This window comes from Pseudofrankia coriaricola (assembly GCF_032027725.1).
Classification (GTDB): Bacteria; Actinomycetota; Actinomycetes; order Frankiales; family Frankiaceae; genus Pseudofrankia.
Genome location: NZ_JASNFO010000034.1, coordinates 52,094 through 70,909 on the forward strand (window position 1 = coordinate 52,094; position 18,816 = coordinate 70,909).

The 18,816-nt window shown below is 73.4% G+C and carries 13 protein-coding genes and 1 tRNA gene; 10 read left to right on the forward strand and 4 right to left on the reverse strand.

The genetic code is table 11. From position 1 onward, the window contains the following. Nucleotides 1–88 precede the first annotated feature (88 nt). Complete coding sequence (locus QOZ89_RS19410; protein WP_312624413.1) at nucleotides 89–1,798, forward strand: sensor histidine kinase; 1,710 nt, start codon at nucleotides 89–91, stop codon at nucleotides 1,796–1,798. 205 nt (nucleotides 1,799–2,003) lie between these two features. After that, on the forward strand, nucleotides 2,004–2,744 hold the full coding sequence (locus tag QOZ89_RS19415; RefSeq protein WP_071052157.1) for a response regulator: 741 nt from the start codon (nucleotides 2,004–2,006) through the stop codon (nucleotides 2,742–2,744). Nucleotides 2,745–2,906: 162 nt separating this feature from the next. Here QOZ89_RS19415 and QOZ89_RS19420 read toward each other — a convergent pair whose 3' ends face one another. Next, nucleotides 2,907–3,362 carry a GatB/YqeY domain-containing protein gene (locus tag QOZ89_RS19420; RefSeq protein WP_071052230.1) on the reverse strand — a complete coding sequence of 152 codons (456 nt, stop codon included), beginning with the start codon at nucleotides 3,360–3,362 and terminating at the stop codon, nucleotides 2,907–2,909. A gap of 158 nt (nucleotides 3,363–3,520) precedes the next feature. Between QOZ89_RS19420 and QOZ89_RS19425 the strand changes: the two genes are divergently transcribed. Next, nucleotides 3,521–4,447: a metallophosphoesterase gene (locus QOZ89_RS19425; RefSeq protein ID WP_071052158.1), complete on the forward strand. Its 927-nt coding sequence runs from the start codon at nucleotides 3,521–3,523 to the stop codon at nucleotides 4,445–4,447. Nucleotides 4,448–4,557: 110 nt separating this feature from the next. Further along, nucleotides 4,558–4,631, forward strand: a tRNA-Pro gene (locus QOZ89_RS19430). Nucleotides 4,632–4,967: 336 nt separating this feature from the next. On the opposite strand, the gene QOZ89_RS19435 is transcribed toward QOZ89_RS19430, so the two are convergent. Then, nucleotides 4,968–7,385 (reverse strand): penicillin-binding protein, encoded by a 2,418-nt coding sequence (locus QOZ89_RS19435; protein WP_083419544.1) that lies wholly within the window; start codon nucleotides 7,383–7,385, stop codon nucleotides 4,968–4,970. Between the two features lie 673 nt (nucleotides 7,386–8,058). On the opposite strand from QOZ89_RS19435, the gene QOZ89_RS19440 reads away from it, so the two are divergent. Then, complete coding sequence (locus QOZ89_RS19440) at nucleotides 8,059–8,415, forward strand: WhiB family transcriptional regulator (RefSeq protein ID WP_071052159.1); 357 nt, start codon at nucleotides 8,059–8,061, stop codon at nucleotides 8,413–8,415. A gap of 414 nt (nucleotides 8,416–8,829) precedes the next feature. On the opposite strand, the gene bagB is transcribed toward QOZ89_RS19440, so the two are convergent. Together bagB and bagA are read right to left on the reverse strand one after the other, a co-directional pair. Continuing rightward, entirely contained in the window at nucleotides 8,830–10,263 is a 1,434-nt protein-coding gene (bagB, locus tag QOZ89_RS19445; RefSeq protein ID WP_312624415.1) for an ArsA-related P-loop ATPase, read from the reverse strand. Next, nucleotides 10,260–11,291: an ATPase BagA gene (gene bagA, locus QOZ89_RS19450; protein ID WP_491677187.1), complete on the reverse strand. Its 1,032-nt coding sequence runs from the start codon at nucleotides 11,289–11,291 to the stop codon at nucleotides 10,260–10,262. The genes bagB and bagA overlap by 4 nt, the downstream gene beginning before the upstream one ends. A 352-nt stretch (nucleotides 11,292–11,643) precedes the next feature. On the opposite strand from bagA, the gene sp36 reads away from it, so the two are divergent. The 5 genes from sp36 to QOZ89_RS19475 form a co-directional block, all read left to right on the forward strand. Continuing rightward, a complete protein-coding gene (gene sp36 / locus QOZ89_RS19455) occupies nucleotides 11,644–11,811 on the forward strand; it encodes a Sp36 family protein (RefSeq protein WP_116271738.1) in 168 nt (55 codons plus the stop codon). A 26-nt stretch (nucleotides 11,812–11,837) separates the two neighbouring features. Then, nucleotides 11,838–12,311, forward strand: coding sequence for a RidA family protein (locus QOZ89_RS19460; protein ID WP_071052234.1), 474 nt, complete (start codon nucleotides 11,838–11,840; stop codon nucleotides 12,309–12,311). 280 nt (nucleotides 12,312–12,591) lie between these two features. Continuing rightward, a complete protein-coding gene (locus QOZ89_RS19465) occupies nucleotides 12,592–13,560 on the forward strand; it encodes an NUDIX hydrolase (RefSeq protein ID WP_312624416.1) in 969 nt (322 codons plus the stop codon). Further along, nucleotides 13,557–14,447, forward strand: coding sequence for an MBL fold metallo-hydrolase (locus tag QOZ89_RS19470; RefSeq protein ID WP_312624417.1), 891 nt, complete (start codon nucleotides 13,557–13,559; stop codon nucleotides 14,445–14,447). Before QOZ89_RS19465 ends, QOZ89_RS19470 begins: the two co-directional genes overlap by 4 nt. A 533-nt stretch (nucleotides 14,448–14,980) precedes the next feature. After that, nucleotides 14,981–18,816: ATP-binding protein (locus QOZ89_RS19475; RefSeq protein WP_312624418.1), on the forward strand; the 3,836-nt coding region annotated here is incomplete at its 3' end.

Sequence of the window (18,816 nt, forward strand, 5' to 3'; positions counted from 1 at the left end):
CCCCAATCGGCCCGGAGGGGGCACTATGAGGCTCATGGCGACGTCGAGCCGCGGGACGAGCCGGCCCAGCCCGCCGAATGTGCCCGACGTGCCCGGCGTTGTGTTCGGCCGGATGCGGTACGGCCGGATCGGCCGCACCCTGCGCGCCCATCCCGTTCTCGTCGACACCGCTCTCGCGCTGACGGTCTGCCTCTTTGCGCTGGTACCGCTCACGCTGTCAAGCGGCCCGTCGGCCAGAATGGTGTTGCTCACCTGCGCGGCGGCGGCACCGCTCTGCCTGCGGCGTCGGTACCCGGTCAGTGCGCTCATCGTCTGCGCGGCGGCGTCCTATGCACAGATCCTGCTGTGGGTGCCGTCCTTCGGCACGTTCTCGTCGATGCTGATCGCGTTCTACACCGTGGCGAAATGGTCCCAGCGGCGCGCGATGGCCGGGGCCGCGCTGATCATCACGGTCTGGATCGTCTGGTTCAGTCTCCGGCTTCCCCACGTCCGTGACGTCGACCGGATCGGCGTCATGCTGCTCTTCCTGCCGGCCGCCATCGCGGCGGGAGTTCTCGGCGTCAACGCCAACACCCGGCGCGCGTACGTCGCCTCCATCGCCGACCGCGCCGAACGGGCCGAACGCGAGCGTGACCAGCAGGCCCTGCTCGCGGCGGCGGGCGAACGTGCCCGCATCGCGCGGGAGATGCATGACATCGTCGCGCACAACCTGTCCGTCATGATCGCGCTTGCGGACGGCGCGAGCTACACCCTGCGCGACCTGGTCGCGTCCCACGCGGCCGGCTCGGACCCGACGGCGTCGGGATCCGACTCTCCGACCTCCGCATCGGGCGGTCCGGCGATGCCGGGTCCGCGCGCGTCGGAGCTCGCCGGCGGCGACCGGACCGACGCGGGTCCGACGGCGGGCACCGGCACTGGCACATCCATGGCGGACCCCGCCAGGGTGGATCGAGCGTCTAACGATGATCGGGCGCTGCGGGCGGCGCGGGCGGTCGAGTCCGTGTCGTCGACTGGGCGGGAGGCGCTCGCACAGATGCGCAGTCTTCTCGGCGTTCTGCGGGACAACAGCGGACTCGCCAAACTACCGCCCGTCCACACGAGCGCGCCGGGCCATGGCGTCGCTCCCGTCGGCGCCGCCCGCCCCGCCGCGGTGTACGAGCCGTTCGACGTCGGCGACGTCGGCGACGTCGGCAACGGGTGGGCTGGCGGCGACGCCGCGGTCTCCGGCCGGCTCCCCGACGAGTCGGCGACGGCCCCGCAACCGCGTATCGCCGACCTCGACCGGCTCGTCAACCAGGTTCGCCACGCCGGGCGCACGGTCGGGTTTCTCATCGCCGGCGAGCGGCACGACCTGCCCGCGGATGCGGAACTCACGGTCTTCCGGATCGTCCAGGAAGCGCTGACCAACGTCCTCAAGCACGCGGCGCCGCGGTCTCGCGCGCTCGTGCGGCTAAGTTTCGACCCCGGCGGGGTCGACATAGAGATCACCGACAGCGTTCCCGACCTGGCCGCCGGCACCGCGGACCCGGCGCGAGACCGCCGCTCTCCGGGCCCATCGGACGTGCCGGAACCGGCGAACCCCTATGGCCGCGGCATCCAGGGCATGCGGGAACGTGCCGCGCTGCACGACGGCCACCTGGTCGCCGGGCCGATCGCCGGGAAAGGCGACGGATGGCGCGTCGCCGCTCGGATCAACGCCCCGGCGGCGCACCAACCGGCGAGCGCCGCGCCTTGGGCCGCGAGCAACGAATCCACTCTCGGCGCGGCCCGCGTCGCGTCGGAGCCCTCCGCGCCCTGAACACCACTTCGCCCACCCAGAATCTCTCGAATGCAAGGATGGCGATGATGCCCGCTACCCGCCAGGTCCCCGGCGCCCAGCCGAAGCCCGCGCGACCATGGCGAAGCCCCGCGTGGGCGGAGGCCCCCCGGCAGAAGCAGCCGAAGCCCGCGCGACCATGGCGAAGCCTCGCGTGGGCGGAGGCCCCCCGGCAGAAGCAGCCGCGATGACGATCCGAGTCCTGCTGGCCGACGACCAGCCGCTGCTGCGGATGGGTTTCCGGATGGTGCTCGATTCGCAGCCGGACATCACCGTGGTCGGCGAGGCTGGCGACGGCGCCGCGGCCGCGCAGCTCGCCGCGCAGTTGGCGCCCGACGTCGTATTGATGGACGTGCGGATGCCCCGCGTCGACGGCATCGAGGCGACCAAGCGCATCGTGGCCACCGACGGTGCGTCGCGCGTGCTCATTCTGACGACGTTCGACCTGGACCAGTACGTGCTGGCGGGCCTACGGGCGGGGGCGAGCGGTTTCCTGCTCAAGGACGTGCCGCCGGGGGACCTGCTCGCCGCGATCCGCACGGTCGCCGCCGGCGATGCCGTCGTCGCGCCGAACGTCACCCGACGGCTGCTCGACGCGTTCGCGCACCGCCTGCCGGAACCGGAGGCCGACGGCGGCGGAAACACCGGCGCAGGCGGAAACCGGTCGGCATCCGGCGCCCGCGCCGCTGGCGCCGACCGGGTAGCCCGCCTCACCGACCGGGAGCGCGACGTTCTCGGCGAGGTCGCCGCCGGCCTGTCGAACGCGGAAATCGCCGCTCGCCTCGTGCTCTCCGAGGCGACAGTCAAGACCCACGTCGGCCGCATTCTCGCCAAGCTGGAACTGCGCGACCGCGTCCAGGCCGTCGTCTTCGCCTACGAGACCGGCCTCGTCCGCCCTTCGGCCAACCCGCCCCGCCACCCGGACTGACCGCCGCCGACGGTCGACTGCCCGGCACACGACCTGCACACGACCTGCACACGACCTGCATCGGGAGCTTGCGCCGGGCGGGGCGCGGCCGCTGACCTGGCAGGGACGGGAGGCCTCGTAGTCGTCCATGCCCGCCGGGTCCCGACGCCGCGCCGACCCGGCCTACGCGGCGAGGCGGGACTTGACCAGGGCGGCGACCTTGCCGCCGTCGGCGCGGCCGGCGACCACGGCCTGGACGGCCTTCATCGCGGGGCCAATCGCCTTCGGCCCCGCGAAACCGCCCTCGGCCAGCGCCTTCTCGACGATCGCGGCGAGCTCGTCGTCGCCGAGAGGCTTGGGCAGGTAGTCGGCGAGCACGTCGCCCTCCGAGCCCTCCCTGGCGGCCTGCTCGGCGCGGCCGGCCGCGGCGTAGGCATCGGACGCCTCGCGGCGCTTGCGCACCTCCCGGGTCAGGACCTTCTCGACCTCGGCCTCGGAGAGCTCGTGCGCCGCCTTGCCCGAGACCTCCGCCTCCTTGACCGCCGAGAGCGCAAGCCGCAGCGTGGACGTCCGCAGCTCGTCCCGGGCCTTCATCGCCGTGGTCAGGTCGGCGCGCAGTCGCTCTTTCAGAGTGCTCATGGTCATCGCAGCCTAGGTCTTGTCAAGTGGTTCGGTCATCTGCATTCTCGCCGCGGCCGGCCAGAAGGTGGGCGCGGCGGGGCCTTGTCCCCATGCCAGATGTCGCCTTGGCTCTCCTGTCGGTCGCGAGGGGTCAGACTGGACCAATGCGAGGGGACATGCCAGGAGGGCGAGCCTTGGCGCTCCGGGCCGTGGCCGCGCTTGGAACGGCTGGCGCTGCCACGGTCGGGTACGGGCTGTACGAGCGCGGCTCCTACACGTTGACCCGGCGGGAGGTACCGGTGCTCGCGCCGGACTCCACGCCGCTGCGAATCCTGCACCTGTCCGACCTGCACGTACTACCGCGCCAGACCGGCAAACTGCACTGGCTCGGCGAACTGGCCCGCGTAGTGCCCGACCTGGTCGCGCTGACCGGCGACGTGCTCTCCCATGCCGACGCGTCCGGACCGCTGCGCCAGGCCCTCGCACCGCTGTACGGGTTCCCGGGCGTCTTCGTCCCCGGCAACAACGACTACCACGTCCCGCGCCCGCGCAGCCCACACCACTACATCCTCGGCCCCGACGAGGCTGCGCCCAAAGGACCTGCTCTGGACTGGCCTGGGTTCGCGAAGGACCTCACCCTGGACTCAGGCTGGCGCGACATGACACATGTTCACGAGGTCCTCGCGGTCGGCGGCCTGCGGCTGGACGTACGCGGCGTCGACGACGCCCGGCTGCGCCGCGACCGGGCCGACCTCGTCTCCGCACCACCCGAGAACGGCGTCGACCTGGCTCTCGGCCTCTCGCACACCCCCGAGCCCCGAGTACTCGACGCGTTCACCGCCGACGGTGTCCAACTGACGCTGTCGGGCCACACCCACGGCGGCCAGATCCGCCTGCCGTTCGTCGGCGCCCTGGTCACCAACTGCGGCCTGGACCGCGGACGCGCCCGCGGCCTGTCCCGCTGGCACGTCGCACCCGAAACCGGCACCGTCCGCTCCTCCTGGCTGCACGTCTCGGCCGGTCTCGGCACCTCCCCGTTCGCACCGATCCGCCTCGGCTGCCGCCCGGAAGCGACCCTGCTCACTCTGGTCCCCGCCAGCTAGCGCGTCACCGATCCACCGGTGGCGACCCCACAGATCACGTCGGACGGATTCTCCGCGACCGGATCGCCGCAGCCCCGCGCCTGTCGGGTATGCTGACCATCGTTGAGCGCCGGGGTGTGGCGCAGCTTGGTAGCGCGCTTCGTTCGGGACGAAGAGGCCGTGGGTTCGAATCCCGCCACCCCGACCGTGGCGGGTCCTCCTGGTCGCTGACCGTTGGTCAGCTTCCCGGGGGGCCCGCAATGTCTGCCCAGGGGGATGACCCCCTGGAACCCCCACAGTCAGGGGGCTCCGCCCCCGACACCCCCCGCTCGCGCTGCGCGCATCGTTTTCGGGCTTCCGTTCTGGGTGCTGGCCGGGCTCGCGCTGCGCGCATCGTTTTCGGGCTTCCCGTTCTGGGCGCTGACCGGTGGGCAGCTTTCCAGAGAGACAACTGCCCGGGCTCGCGCTGCGCGCATCGTTTGCGGACGTGGTGTGGGGTCCGCGGGGGACCTGGAGCACGTGTGGGTGCGGGGGCGGGTTGCTAGCGGTTGAACGGGCCACCGAAGGGGCCGTTGCGGCCGTCGCCGTTGCCGTTGCCGTCGCCGTTGCCTGGGTTTATGGGGGTGGACTGGGCGATGATGCCGCCCGAGGCGTAGAGCGTGACCGGCTGGTTGATGGGGACCTTTGATCCGCTGGGTGGGGACTGCGCGATTACTACGCCGTTCGGGTCGCCGGCGACCGCGGCGGCGAAGCCGGCCTGTTGCAGGATGTTGGCGGCGGCGGCGACGGACTGGCCCGTCACGTCCGGCACCAGCGCCATCGGGACCACCGGTTGGGTGTTGTCCGGGGGCGGTAGCTGTTCGACCGGCAGCTTCATGCCGTCGAGGGTCCGGGTCATCGTCCGCGCCCAGATCTTCGTCGGCAGGTCGCCGCCGTAGACGTGTGCGTAGCCGAGCACGTTGGTCAGGTGGTGCGTCGACGGGCCCCGCGGGTCGGCGACGGTGACCGCGGTGGCCAACTGGGGGACGAAGCCTACGAACGAGGCCGTGCTGAAGTCCTCGGCGGTCCCGGTCTTGCCGGCGGCCGGCCGGCCGATGCGGCCGTTGCCGGTCGCGGTGCCGCTGTTGATGACACCTTCGAGCACCGAGGTGACGGTGTCGGCGACCTGCGGACTGAGCACCTGGTCACAGTCATCGGGCTTGCTGTAGTCGAGCAGCCGGTCCGCGCCACCGACGCGCCGCGTGATCGAGATGATGAACCGCGGGTCGCAGCGCTTGCCGTGTGCCGCGATCGTCGCGTACGCCGTCGCGAGGTCGAGGGTGCTGATCTCGTTGGAGCCGATGACGAACGACAGGTCCGACGAGCCGACGCCCTCCTGGCCGTGGCAGGGCGAGTCGCTCTGCAGGTTCGACGTCTGTTCCCGCACCCGGCATGAGCTGACGCCCAGCCGGCGGGCCATCTCGGCGATCTTCAGGATGCCGACCTGCTGTGCCAGCTGGAAGTAGTACGTGTTGACCGAGTGCCAGGTCGCCGTGGTCAGCGAGTACAGACCGGCCTCGTTCGGGTCGGCGTTGGAGAAACAGGTGCTCCCCTCCGGGGGCTTGATGGGCGGGGGAGCCTGGTAGCAGGCCGGCGACATGAACGTCGTCGACAGCGGCATGCCCTTCTCCAGGGCCGCGGCCAGGGCGAACATCTTGAACGTCGAACCCGGCGAGAAGGACGTCTCGTTGGTCGGGTAGACCTGCCTCGTGTGGATGAAGTCGCCCGTCGTCGCGGGGGGCTGACCGTCGGTGGGGTCGCCGTAGTCACGGTTCTCCGTGAGTGCCAGCACGTTGCCGGTGCCGGGCTGCACGGTGACGACGCCCGCCGCGACCCGGTTGCCCGGGGGGACGACCTCGCGAGCGGACGAGTCCGCGGCCGCCTGGGCGGTCGGGTCAAGCGTGGTCCTGATGGTCAGGCCGCCCTCGAACAGCAGCTTGCTCGCGGCGTCCCTCGTTGGCGCGAACGTCCGGTCGTCGAGCAGCATCTGACGGACCTGGAAGCAGAAGAACGGCGCCTGCGAGTCGGCGCACGCGTCGGCGGAGTGCGGCGGCTGGTCGAGCGTCACCGGCGCCGCCTTCGCCATCATGAGGTCGCCGCCGTTGATGTGCTTGTGCTCGAGCATGGCGTCCAGGACCATGTTGCGCCGTTGCGCGGCGATCTGTGGGTGCAGCACCGGGTTGTATGCCGTCGGGTTCTTCACCAGACCGGCGAGCAGCGCCGCCTGCGGTAGCGACAGCTTCTCGGCGTCCACGTTGAAGTACCGTTTCGCGGCGGCCTGGACGCCATAGGCCCCATCGCCGAAGTAGGCGATGTTCAGGTAGCGCTCGAGAATCTCGTCCTTACTGAGGTGCTGCTCAAGGTAAAGCGCGTACCGGGCCTCGCGCAGCTTGCGGTCGACGGTCTGCGCGGTCGCGGCCTTGCGCTCCTCCGGGGTTGTCGCCCCCTGCAGCAGCACGTTCTTCACGTACTGCTGGGTGATCGTCGAGGCTCCCTGGGTGACCTCGCCGCTTTCCCTGTTGGCGAGATAGGCGCGGATCATCCCCCGGTAGTCGACGCCGGAATGCTCATAGAATCGCGCGTCCTCGATGTCGACGATGGCGTTTCGCATCACCTGCGGCACCCGGGACAGCGGAACGACCTCGCGGTACTGCTCGCCTACCAGGGTCGCGATTACGTTGCCGTGCGCGTCCAGGATCTTCGACGGCTCGACGAGCGGGGTGACGGTGAGGTTTTCCGGAAGGGAGAGGAAATCGTCGGCCCCGCTCTTCGCCGTGAGGCCGACAAGGCCGACCACCGGCACGGCGAGCAGCGCGACGACCACTCCCGCGGCGATGCTCGCGAACATTGCGCCAGCCAGCCGCCTCGCGATGACGGCCCAGCCCCGGCGCCCCCGGCGGGGGGCGCCCGCGGCGCTCACGCGCGTGCCCACATGGTGTCGGAACCTCCGTCCGCCCCCAGCCCGATCCCCCACGGATCCACACCGCTTGCCAAGTGACGCCCGACGGACGCATCGTTCCACCCATATGCGAACCACAGGGCGAGCGCGCTGTCTGGAGGCAGCGGGGTGAGGGTACCTCGTGAGCACCCCCAGCCTATGGCTGGCACGGGCGGGCGGGCGAGCACCATCGTCCGCCGGCTGACGGCGCTCGGCGGCCTGGGGCCGCCCGTTCGGCGCGCCCAACGGGCGCCGGGCGAGCCGGCGCCGGGCGGCGGAGACCACGCGGCCTGTCAGTGCCTGGAGATGGCGCACGTGTCCAGGCCGGTCGGGCGCGAGGAATCGCTGGTGGCCGCCGACGAGGCGGTACGGGGCCGGCGCGAGTCGCGCGCCGAGGAACCGAACTGGAGGTGGTCTGGTCGAGAAACGCACAAGACACGAACGAGGCGGCGCTGTCATCCGGATGACATGCGGATGTCATCAACAGCCCTACAGTCTGGGTGCGCATCAATGGCCCGGACTAGTCATACCGATAACCACCCGAGTGGGGTCTGTGCCGTGGCCACGTCACTCCGTACGGTTTCGCACGACGCCAACGACGCCACGTCACCCGCACGGGTCCCCTGACCACGGTCTCTCTCGAAAGGCAGGTGGCATGACCAGAAGCCCAACCCCGACCGTCACCACTGCTCGTCGTGGCGGCACTGCCAGTCTCGTCAGCAGCATCGCCGACGGTGACTGGACGGCCCTCGCGGCGTGCCGGGAAGTCGACCCGGACGAGTTGTTCGTCCAGGGTGCCGCGCAGAACCGGGTCAAGACCCGCTGCTTCGGCTGCCTGGTGCGTACTCAGTGCCTGGCGGACGCCCTGGACAATCACGTGGAGTTCGGTGTCTGGGGTGGCATGACCGAACGGGAGCGCCGCGCACTGCTTCGGCGCCGGCCGGATGTCCGCTCCTGGAGGAAGCTCCTCGCGGACGCCCAGGCGGACCACCGATCCAGTTCGGTCGGCTAGTCGCTCCCCGTTCCCGGCCCAGCCCTTCCCGACCGGAACCCGGCGCAGCGTCGCGCGCGGGATCCCGGTTGACGCCCGCCCGAGCACCTCGGTAACGACGGGCAGGACTCGCGTTGCCGCCCGCCGCGTCCGCGGCCTCCGGTGGCCCGCACCGTCCGGCCCTCCGCGCCCTCAGCACCGCTTGGCGCGCCGCGTGGCCGACGTGTCATGCACATTCGCGCGCTGACCCGGCCGACGCGGGCGCGACCACGGGCGCGAAACCCAGACGGCCAGGCACGGCGACGAATGCCGTGCTGGCCCCGCTCGCCGCGGGGCGCGCATGCCAGTGCCCTCGCGCATGGCACGGACCCAGCGCGTAGCACAGGCCTTTCAATCGGACAATCGCCCGTTCGAGTCATCCGGGCGGTAGGGTGTTCAGCTCACTCGGGCGAGACGTTCATCACCTGCCAGGGCATCCCCGATCTCCCGGAGACCGGCCAGGTCGTGAACGTCCTCGGCCAGCGCCTCGACCTCGATGAGCGGGGTGTCCGGATGGGCCGAGGTGAACCTCTCCCGCAGTCGCGCCTCCCGCTCGGCCAGCCGCAGCCGGTCCGCATGCACCCGCAGCACGGCCGCGGCCAGCGGGTGCTCCCCGTGCTCGGTGAGGTTCTCGGCCGCCGCGAGGCTGCGCTCCGCCGTGAGCGACCGGCCGTCGCTGTGATGCATCCGGTTGACCACCAGTCCGGCCAGCGGCATCCCGTCGGTCTCCAACCGGTCGACGAAATAGCTCGCCTCGCGCAGGGCGGCGACCTCCGGCGCCGCGACCACGACAAAGGACGTTCCCGGAGCGCCCAGCAGCCTGTACGTCTTGTCCGCTCGCTGGCGGAACCCGCCGAACATGGTCTCCAGCGCCGAGACGAACTGGCTGACGTCGGTCAGCAGCTGAGCGCCGATAACCTTGGTGAGAACCTTCGTGAACATTCCGAAGCCGACGCCGAGCACCTTTACGTACGCCCGGCCGCCGGCCTTCGCGGGCATGACCAGCAGCCGCAGCAGCCGGCCGTCCAGAAATGCCCCGAGCCGGCTCGGGGCATCCAGGAAGTCCAGCGCGGAGCGGGTCGGCGGAGTGTCGACGATGATCAGGTCCCAGTCATCGGCCGCATCCAGCTGCCCGAGCTTCTCCATCGCCATGTACTCCTGCGTCCCGGCGAAGGAGCTCGACAGCGACTGGTAGAAGGGGTTCTCGAGCAGTTGGCTCGCGCGTTCCGGGGTCGTGTGCGCCAGGACGATCTCGTCGAACGTCCGTTTCATGTCGAGCATCATCGCGTCGAGCCGCCCGCCGGCCGACAGGTCGACGCCCATCACCTCGCGCGGGGTGTTGTCCAGCTCGGTCAGGCCCATCGACTGCGCGAGCCGGCGCGCCGGGTCGATGGTCAGCACGACCACCGACCGCCCCTGCTCGGCGGCGCGCAGCGCGAGCGCGGCGGCGGTGGTCGTCTTGCCCACCCCGCCCGACCCGCAGCACACGATGATCCGCTCGCTCGCGAGCATGCCGTCCACGTCCAGGCGGGGCACCCCGCCCGGCTGTGGGCGGACGCGGGCCCGGATCGTGGGCACCTTGGCGGCCGCGGCGGTTCCGGAACGCGCGCCGTCCTTCGACAGGCCCGCCCCCTTGGGGGACTTCGGCCCCTGTGCCGGCTTCGGACCAGACTGGTTCCTCGCGCGCGGCGAGGCCGCCGAGCTGGGCGGCCGCTTCGAACCGGGCGAGGTCTTCCTGGCCCCCGCGGCCCTGGCCTCGCTGGCCGGCGCCTGCCCGCTCCCGTTCTCGTTCGTGTTGTCGTGCGCGCTACCGCCGGTCGCCGGCGTCATCCGACCATCCGCTGCGCCCGCAGCATCTCCGCGAATCGGTACAGCATTCCCATGTCCATCCCGTCCGCCGCCAGCGGCAGCTCGTACACGGGCCGGTCGAGCGCCGCCACCTCGACCCGTTGCGCCGCCTCCAGCGCCACCCGTTCCGCGTGCTGCGCGGCCTCCCTGGCGAGCTCGGCGACCAGTTCCGCGGTCGGCTCGAGGCCGGCCTCCTTGATCCCGGCCGCCAGTTCCTCCCCGTCGAGGGTGCCGGCGCGGGCCGCGCGCAGCTCCTTGGCGCCGAGCAGCGGCGGGCGCACCATGTTCACCACCACGCCGCCCACCGGCAGGTCCGCGGCGCGCAGCTCGGCGACGGCGTCAACCGTCTCCTGGACCGGCATCTCCTCCAGCAGCGTCACCAGGTGCACGGCGGTCTGCCCGGAGTGCAGCACGGCGAGCACCCCGTCGGCCTGCGCGCGGATCGGCCCCATCTTCGCCAGGCCCACCACCTCGCGCGCGACGTTGAGGAACCGGGTGATCCGGCCGGTCGGCGGCGCGTCCAGGACGACCGCGTCATAGGCGAGCCCGCTCGGCCGGGTGCCGTCCGGCCGGTTCACCGCTTCTTTGATCTTGCCGGTGAGCAGGACGTCGCGCACGCCCGGCGCGATCGTGGTGGCGAAGTCGATCGCGCCCATCTTGCCCAGCACCTTCCCGGCGCTGCGCAGGTTGTAGAACATCTCCAGGTACTCCAGCAGCGCCTCCTCGGCGTCGACGGCGAGCGCGTACACCTCGCCGCCGCCCGGGGCGCTGGCCACCTTCCGCTCCCGATAGGGCAGGGGCGGGGTGTCGAAGACCTGCGCGATCTGCTGGCGGCCCTCGACCTCCGTGAGCAGCACCCGCTGCCCGCCCGTCGCCAGCGCCAGCGCCAGCGCGCTCGCGACAGTCGTCTTCCCGGTGCCACCCTTGCCGGTGACCACATGTAGCCGGCGCCGCCACGGGCCGGCGGGCTTCTCGCCTTTTCGGTCGCGTTCCGAGGCCGTCACGGCCACGACCGTACCCGCGCCAGCCCCGCTGTTCGCCTCGGCGCCACCGCCTCCTCGGACAATCCTGATCACACCTCGGCCGGTATGGGCTGCCAGTCCTGACATCCAGCCACGATCGACCGGCGACAAACACACTGGTCAGCGGGGAGCTCACGACGCCGGCGGCGCCCGGTGCGGATCGACGCAACGGATCGACACGGCGGATCGACACGGCGGGCCGTCGCCTAGGCGACCTCCCGTGGATCGCGAAGTGCCGGACTTCACCGATCCGCGCGCGCCTGCCGGATCGGTCCGTTCGCGATCCGCGAGGACCCCGGCGACGGTGGCCGGCGGGGGCCGGCTACTAGAGTTCGTGGCCATGCAGAAGTGGGAGTACGTGACCGTCCCGGTGCTGATCCACTCCACGAAGATGATCCTGGACAACTGGGGCGAGGACGGCTGGGAGCTGGTGCAGGTCGTGTCGGGGCCGAACCCGGAGAGCCTGGTCGCCTACTTCAAGCGGCCGAAGGGCGAGGCCGCCCCGTGACCGGGGGGCCGGCCTCGGACGACGTGGTGACCACGCCGACTGGCCGGTTGCGCGCGCTGGGCTTGGAGCTTCCGCCAGTGCCGGCCCCGCAGGCGAGCTATGTGCCGGCGGTGCGTGACGGGGACTGGGTGTGGACGGCGGGGCAGCTGCCGCTGGTGGCCGGGAAGCTGACCGAGACAGGGCTCGTCGGCGCCGAGGTCAGCCCCGAGCGGGCCGCGGGGCTTGCCAGGATCTGCGCGCTGAACGCGCTGGCCGCGGCCGCCGAGGCGGCCGGTGGGCTGGACCGGATCCGCCGGATCGTCAAGGTCGTCGGGTTCGTCGCGAGCGCGCCGGGCTTCACCGGCCAGCCGGCGGTGATCAACGGTGCCTCCGACCTGATCGGCCAGGTGTTCGGTGCGGCCGGACGCCACGCCCGGTCCGCCGTCGGCGTGGCCGCGCTCCCGCTCGGCTCCCCCGTCGAGCTGGAGCTGGTGGCCGTCGTCGAGTCCGACGAGGGGTAGACGAGCCAGATCGTCAGCCTCCACGGCTCAGGCCGTGATGGCTCGACTCGCCCGCCGGCCTGCCCCATCCACTACGTGTTCCCGGCCTGGTACCCAGCTGTGACCGTTGGGCCCGCCCAGCGGCGGGGCCAGCCGCCCCAGCCCAGATCAGGGGCATGTCGCCCGTGCGGTCTCTACCATCGGACAGGTGGTTGATCACGGACCTCCCAGATCGACTCCGCAAGCTCCGCCGATCCGGCAGGAACCCCGGGCCGCGCTGGTAGCGCGGCTTCGGCGGCCGATGCCGCTGTCCTCGCCGCGGGGGGTGATGGCCGCGAACGCCGGCACGCCGGCGCCGCTGCGGCACGCATCCACCGTGGTCCTGCTTCGCGACACCCCTGGGGGCCCGGAGGCCTACCTGGTGAGGCGCGCCCGGACCATGGCCTTCGCCGGCGGGGTGTTCGCGTTCCCCGGCGGCCGGGTGGACCCTGCCGACAGCGGTTTCGAGGTGCCCTGGGCCGGCCAGCCGATGGCCGAGGTCATGAGCACGCTCGAGCCGGACGCCGCGCTGGCCCGCGCGCTGGTCCATGCCGCCGTGCGGGAGACGTTCGAGGAGTGCGGCGTGCTGCTCGCCGGCCCCGCGGCCGCCGGCGGGGCCGAGCAGACCGGCGCCTCGGCCACGCGGCCAGCGCCTCTCGACCCGGCCGGCCCCGCCTGGGCGGCGGACCGCGTGGCGATGGAGCGCCGCGAGCTCACGCTCGCCGGGCTGCTGGCACGCCACGGGCTCGCGCTGCGGGCCAACCTGCTGGCACCGTGGGCTCGCTGGATCACGCCGGAGGTCGAACCGCGCCGCTACGACACCCGGTTCTTCATGGCCGCCCTGCCGCCGGGCCAGCTGCCCGGCGAACTGTCCGGCGAGGCGGACCGGATGCTGTGGACGCATCCGGCGGACGCGCTCGAGCGGCACGCGGCCGGCCGGATGGCAATGCTGCCGCCGACCGCCTGGATGCTCTCCGACCTGCTGGGCTTCGCGAGCGTCGCCGAGGTGCTCGCGGCGGCGGCCGGCCGTACGATCACGCCGGTCATGCCGAAAATCGTGATCTTCGACGACGCGGTGCACTTCCTGCTCCCGCACGACCCCGAGTACGCGACCGCCGGGCCGCCCGCCGACCCGGTGAACGCCTCCGCGATCATCGCGGCGGCGACCATCGGCGCAAGCGGTGGCGAGGACGGGCCACCGGCCACGGCCGCGGGGCGGGAGCGGCCATGACCGCTGGCACCCGGCCGAGCCGCGACCGCCGGCCCGCCGCCCCCACCGGTCAGGCGCGCGGGGAGAACCAGGCGGCGCCGCGCCAGCCCCGCCAGGTGAACCCGCTGGCCGCGCTGCTACTCGCCCCCAACCCGAGCCCGATGACGCTCGAGGGCACCAACAGCTGGATGCTTCGCGCCCCCGGCCACGCCGGCTGCGTCGTCGTGGACCCCGGCCCCGACGACGAGGGGCATCTCGCCGCGCTGGCCGCCGCGGGACCGGTGGCCACGATCCTGCTCACGCACGGCCACCCGGACCACAGCGAGGGCGCGGCGCTGCTGCACGAGCTGACCGGCGCACCGGTCAGGGCGCTGGACCCGGCGCACCGCCTCGGTTCGGAGGGGCTGGTCGAGGGCGACATCGTGGCGGCTGCCGGGATCGAGCTGCGGGTGATGGCGACGCCGGGCCACTCGGCCGACTCGCTGTCGTTCCTGCTGTTCGGCGACACCGCCGGCACGGCGGTCGCGGACGGCGCGCCGCTCGCGGTGCTGACCGGCGACACGATCCTCGGCCGCGGCACGACGGTGGTCGCGCACCCGGACGGCCGCCTGGCCGACTACCTGGCGAGCCTGCGCCGGCTCGCCGAGCTGCCCGAGGGCCTCGTCGTCCTGCCCGGGCACGGCCCCGAGCTGCCCGACGCGCGCGGGGCGGCGGCCTACTACCTCACGCACCGGGCGCAGCGGCTGGAGCAGGTCAGGGCGGCGCTCGCCGCCGCCGGCGTCGGCCCGGCCGAGGCCACCCCGCGCGACATCCTCGAGCGCGTCTACGCCGACGTCGACCGCGTGCTCTGGCCGGCCGCTGAGCTGTCGGTCCGCGCCCAGCTGGACTACCTGCGCGACCAGGGCTGACCCCCGGCTACCGCGGCTGCCCGGCGGCCGTTTCGAGGCCACGGACCGTCTCCTCGGCGACGCCGCCGCCCCGGAACCGCCGGGATCTCACCGGTTCGGCAGGTCGCGCCCGGAACCACGCCGTCGGGCGCGGAACATCCCATACGTCGGGGTGTTGAGCGCCCCGGAGGGGCACTCAGCACCCCGACGGCATAGACCGATCGGTCAGGTTGTTGGTGTGAGCACGGTCACAGCGGGAAGACCCCGTCGCGCGGCAGCCAGGGCCCTTGTGCCCATCGGGTGCCAGCCGCCGTGCCCGGGCAGCGAGGCCCTGGCGCTCGATGACCTCGGGACGCCCGGTGCCGGGCATCCGACAACGCCGCGACGACGGGCGGTCGGATGGCCGTGAATCGGCCACTAGACTTTCCGGACGGAGGGGGACCGCCAGTGCGATACGTCCAAGATCGAGGCGGGTCAGCCTGCTCACCGCAGGCGGCCCCCGGGGCTCCTGCCGGGTCGCCGACAGGACGGCGCATAGCGGGGGCGCGCGCGCCATGGTGATCCTCCCGACGCACTCCGGGACGCTGCGGTGCCCGCGCTGCGGGACTCCGGCGGTGCCGGCCGCGCGGTACTGCTTCCACTGCGGGCTGCGGTTCACCTCGCTCGCCGGGTCGGGGCCGGAGTCCGCCGAGCGCCGCGTCGTCACCGTCCTGTTCGGCGACCTGTCCGACTTCACCTCGTGGGCTGAGGATCGCGACCCCGAGCGGGTCGGCGAGGTCACCGACCTGGTGCTCGCCGCGCTCGCCAAGGAGGTCGACGACGTCGGCGGCCGGGTCGACAACCTCGCCGGCGACGGGATCATGGCCGTGTTCGGCGCGCCGACGGCGCACGAGGACGACGCCGAGCGGGCGGTGCGCGCCGCCGCGGCGATGCAGGAGACGGTCCGCCGCCTGGTTGAGGACAGCGAGGACGGCGACACGCCGCTGGGCCTGCGGGTTGGCATCAACACCGGCGAGGTGCTCGCCGGCGTCCAGGCGTCGATGACGTACACCGTCGTCGGCGACACGGTGAACACGGCCGCCCGGCTGTCCGGAGCGGCCGCGGTCGGGGCGGTCTACGCCGGCCGGGAGACGATGACCGCCACCCGCTCCGTCGCCACCTGGCGGGAGCTGCCGGACCTCACGCTGAAGGGCAAGCGCGAGCCGGTGCCGGCCTACGAGCTGGTGAGCCTGCGGCCGTCGAACGTGGCGAGGCCCGGCCTCGGGGACGACGCCGCCTTCGTTGGGCGCGACGCGGAGCTGACGACGCTGGGCGGCTGGTTCACCGAGACCTTTCAGACCGGGTCGCCGACCATCGCCGTGATCACCGGCGAGGCCGGCATCGGCAAGACGCGGATCACCGGCGAGCTCGCCAAGCACGCCCACGACGAGGCCGGCGCGCAGGTGCTGTGGGGCCGCACGGTCCGCCACGGGGACGGCCGCAGCCTGGCCCCGCTCGCGGACGTGATCCGCGGTGCCTGCGGCGTCGTCGACGGCGACAGCCTCGACCGGGTCGCCGACCGGGTCCGGCGCACCGTCGGCCGGCTGAACCACCCGCTCACCGGCGCGCGCCTGCCCGCGGGCCTCGCCGACCGGCTGCTCGGGATGCTCGGCGTCCCGACCGACCGGCGGGCCTCCGGCGCCGCCGAGCCACCCCCCGGCGACCCGGCGGGCCGGGAGCACGGCGAGGCGAGCGCCGGCGAACGGTCCATCGACCTGGCCGTCGACACCGTCGGCCTGCTGCTGTCCGCGCTCGCCGCCGAGCACCCGCTGATCGTCGTGGTCGACGACCTGGAATGGGCGACCAGCACGCTCATCGGGGCGTTGCGCCGGCTGGCGGGCCGGCTGATCGGCCCGGTCATGCTGATGTTGCTCGACCGGGAGATCCCGCGGCTGTCCGACCTGCCGGGCGCGCGCCGGATGACGCTCGGGCCGCTGCCGGAAGGCGCCGCCACGACGCTGCTGTCGGACTTCCTCAGCGGTGAGACGCTCAGCTCACAGACCAGGACGGCGCTGCTCACCCGGGTGCACGGCAACCCGTTCTTCCTGGCCGAGCTGCTGAACCTGCTGATCGACCGCGACCAGCTGCGCCGCCAGCCCGCCGCCGCGCCGGGAAGCGCCGCCGCCAGGCCCGCCGCCGCCGAACCGGCGGTCGCCGCCGAGCCGGCCGCCACCGCCCGCCCGGCCGGCACCGACGGGCCCCGCTGGGTGCTGGAGGGATCGCTTTCCGAAACCGCGATGCCGGCCGGCGTGCAGTCGGTGCTGGCGGCCCGGATCGACGACCTGGACCCGACCGACAAGGCGGTGCTGCGCGCCGCCGCGGTACTCGGGAGCCGCTTCCCGGCGGCGGCGCTGCCGTCGGTCGAGGAACGGCCGCCGACCGAGGTCGCGGCGGCGCTGGAGCGGCTCACCGAGCGCCAGCTCGTCCGCGCACCCCGCGCGGGCGAGCAGCTGTGGCGGTTCGTCCATCCGATGGCACGCGACGTCGCCTATGCCGGGCTGCCGAAGGTCGAGCGGGCGCGGCGGCACTCGACGGCGGCCCGCTGGGGCGTGACGGCCATGACCGGCTCGTCGCGCGAGGTGTCGAACTTCGTCGCGACCCACGCGCTACGGGCGTTCGAGCTGGCCTCCTCGATGGCGCTGACGCCATCCGACCCGGCCTGGTCGGCACGTGAACCGGGGTTCAGGGCGCTGCTGCGGCTGGCCAGGGCGGCGCTGGCCCGCGACGACCATCGCACCGCCGCCGACCAGCTGGCCGACGCCCGCCGGCTCGGCCGCGGGGTGATCGACACCGACGACGAGAACATCGCCAGGGTGCTGCACGCCGAGGCACTCGTGTCGCTGCGCCGGCTGGAGGAGGCCGAGCGCACCCTGCGCCCGGCGCTGCGGGTCACCGCGCCGGCACGGCGCGCGGCCGCCTACGCGGTGCTTGGCGAGCTTCGCCAGAAGCAGGGCCGCGCGGAGCTCGCCACCCGCGCGCTGCGCACCGCGCTGGACGCGGCCCGCGCCGCCGGCGACGACCGGGCCGCCGCGGCCGCGCTGCGCCGCCTGGGCACTCTCGAATACGGAGCCGCCCGGATCCGCACGGCCGAGGAGCTCTACCGCGAGGCGCTCGAGCTGGCCCGCCGGGTCGACGACCCTCGCGGTGTCGGCTGGGCGCTGCAGCACCTCGCCTGGAGCGCGACCACCCGGGGCGACTACCCGCAGGCCGAGCGCTCCCTGCGCCAGGCCACCGAGGTGTTCGAACGCCTTGAGGACGCCGGCGGCATCGGCTGGTGCAGCGGCACCGAGGCGCTGGTCCTGCTGCTGTCGGGCCAGCTGGCCCGGGCGCGGGCGCTGGCGCGCGGCCTGGTGGACGCGGCCGAGTCGATGGGTGAGCGGTGGGGCATGGCCGTCTGCCTGACGATCGGCGCGATCGCCGCGGCGGAGCTCGGCGACATCAGCGCGGCGCGCACCGACGCGGCCCGCGCGGCGGCGCTGTTCGAGGGCGCGGGCGACAGCTGGGGACGGATCCTGACAAGGGTGGCCCAGGGACTCGCGGCCAGGGGCGCCGGCGAGCCGGACGCCGGGGCCGAGTTCCTCGCCGGTGCGTGCGCCGAGGCGGCCGCCGCCGGCCAGGCACTGGTAGGGGCGCTCGCGTCGCTGATGCTGGGGCTGACCCTCCTGGACGCCGGACGGGTCGACGAGGCCGAGCGCGCGGCCCAGTCGGCTATGGGCGAGCTGGTTGGCCTCGATCTGCGCCCGCACGCCCAGCTGGGCGCGAAGGTGCTGGCGGCGCAGGTCGCCAGGGCGCGCGGGCGTCTCGACGAGGCGATCGCGCTGCTGCGGGAGGCGCTGGCCGCGAGTGAGCCCGCGACGCTGCTGTTCCCCCGCCGGCAGGCATACGCGCACCTGGCCGGCACCCTGCTGGACGCCGGCCAGCCGGAGGAGGCACTGGCGGTCGCCCGCCGGGCCGTGGCCGTGGACGCCGAGGACGTGCGGGCGCAGGTGCTCGCCTGGCGGGCGCTCGGCACGGTCCTGGTCTCCAGCGGTGACCTGGAGGGCGGTCGGGAAGCCTACCTGCGGGCGCTACGGGCGGCGACGGCGACCGAGGCGGTCAGCGAGGCGCCACAGACCCGGCGGCTCCTGGCCGCCCTCCCTGAGCCGGGGCAGGGGGAGCCCGCACGGGTAGGTGCCGCCGGCGGCCGGGCTCCGCGCCTCGGCGAGCCGGGCGGCACGGCGCATGGCGACAACGGCGTCGCCCGGGTCGACACCGCGCTGGCCGTCGGCCTGGCGGCCGACGGCCCCCCCCCCCCCCCCCCCCCAACCCCCCCCCCCCCCCACCCCCCCACCCCCCCCCCCACCAAGCCCGC

Bases quoted from the DNA above. Each gene is read 5' to 3' on its own strand.
- QOZ89_RS19440 (WP_071052159.1), top strand. From the start codon at position 8,059: ATGACCAGAAGCCCAACCCCGACCGTCACCACTGCTCGTCGTGGCGGC.
- QOZ89_RS19415 (WP_071052157.1), top strand. From the start codon at position 2,004: ATGACGATCCGAGTCCTGCTGGCCGACGACCAGCCGCTGCTGCGGATG.
- QOZ89_RS19425 (WP_071052158.1), top strand. From the start codon at position 3,521: ATGCCAGGAGGGCGAGCCTTGGCGCTCCGGGCCGTGGCCGCGCTTGGA.
- QOZ89_RS19420 (WP_071052230.1), bottom strand. From the start codon at position 3,362: ATGAGCACTCTGAAAGAGCGACTGCGCGCCGACCTGACCACGGCGATG.
- QOZ89_RS19465 (WP_312624416.1), top strand. From the start codon at position 12,592: ATGCCGCTGTCCTCGCCGCGGGGGGTGATGGCCGCGAACGCCGGCACG.
- QOZ89_RS19470 (WP_312624417.1), top strand. From the start codon at position 13,557: ATGACCGCTGGCACCCGGCCGAGCCGCGACCGCCGGCCCGCCGCCCCC.
- sp36 (WP_116271738.1), top strand. From the start codon at position 11,644: ATGCAGAAGTGGGAGTACGTGACCGTCCCGGTGCTGATCCACTCCACG.
- bagB (WP_312624415.1), bottom strand. From the start codon at position 10,263: ATGACGCCGGCGACCGGCGGTAGCGCGCACGACAACACGAACGAGAAC.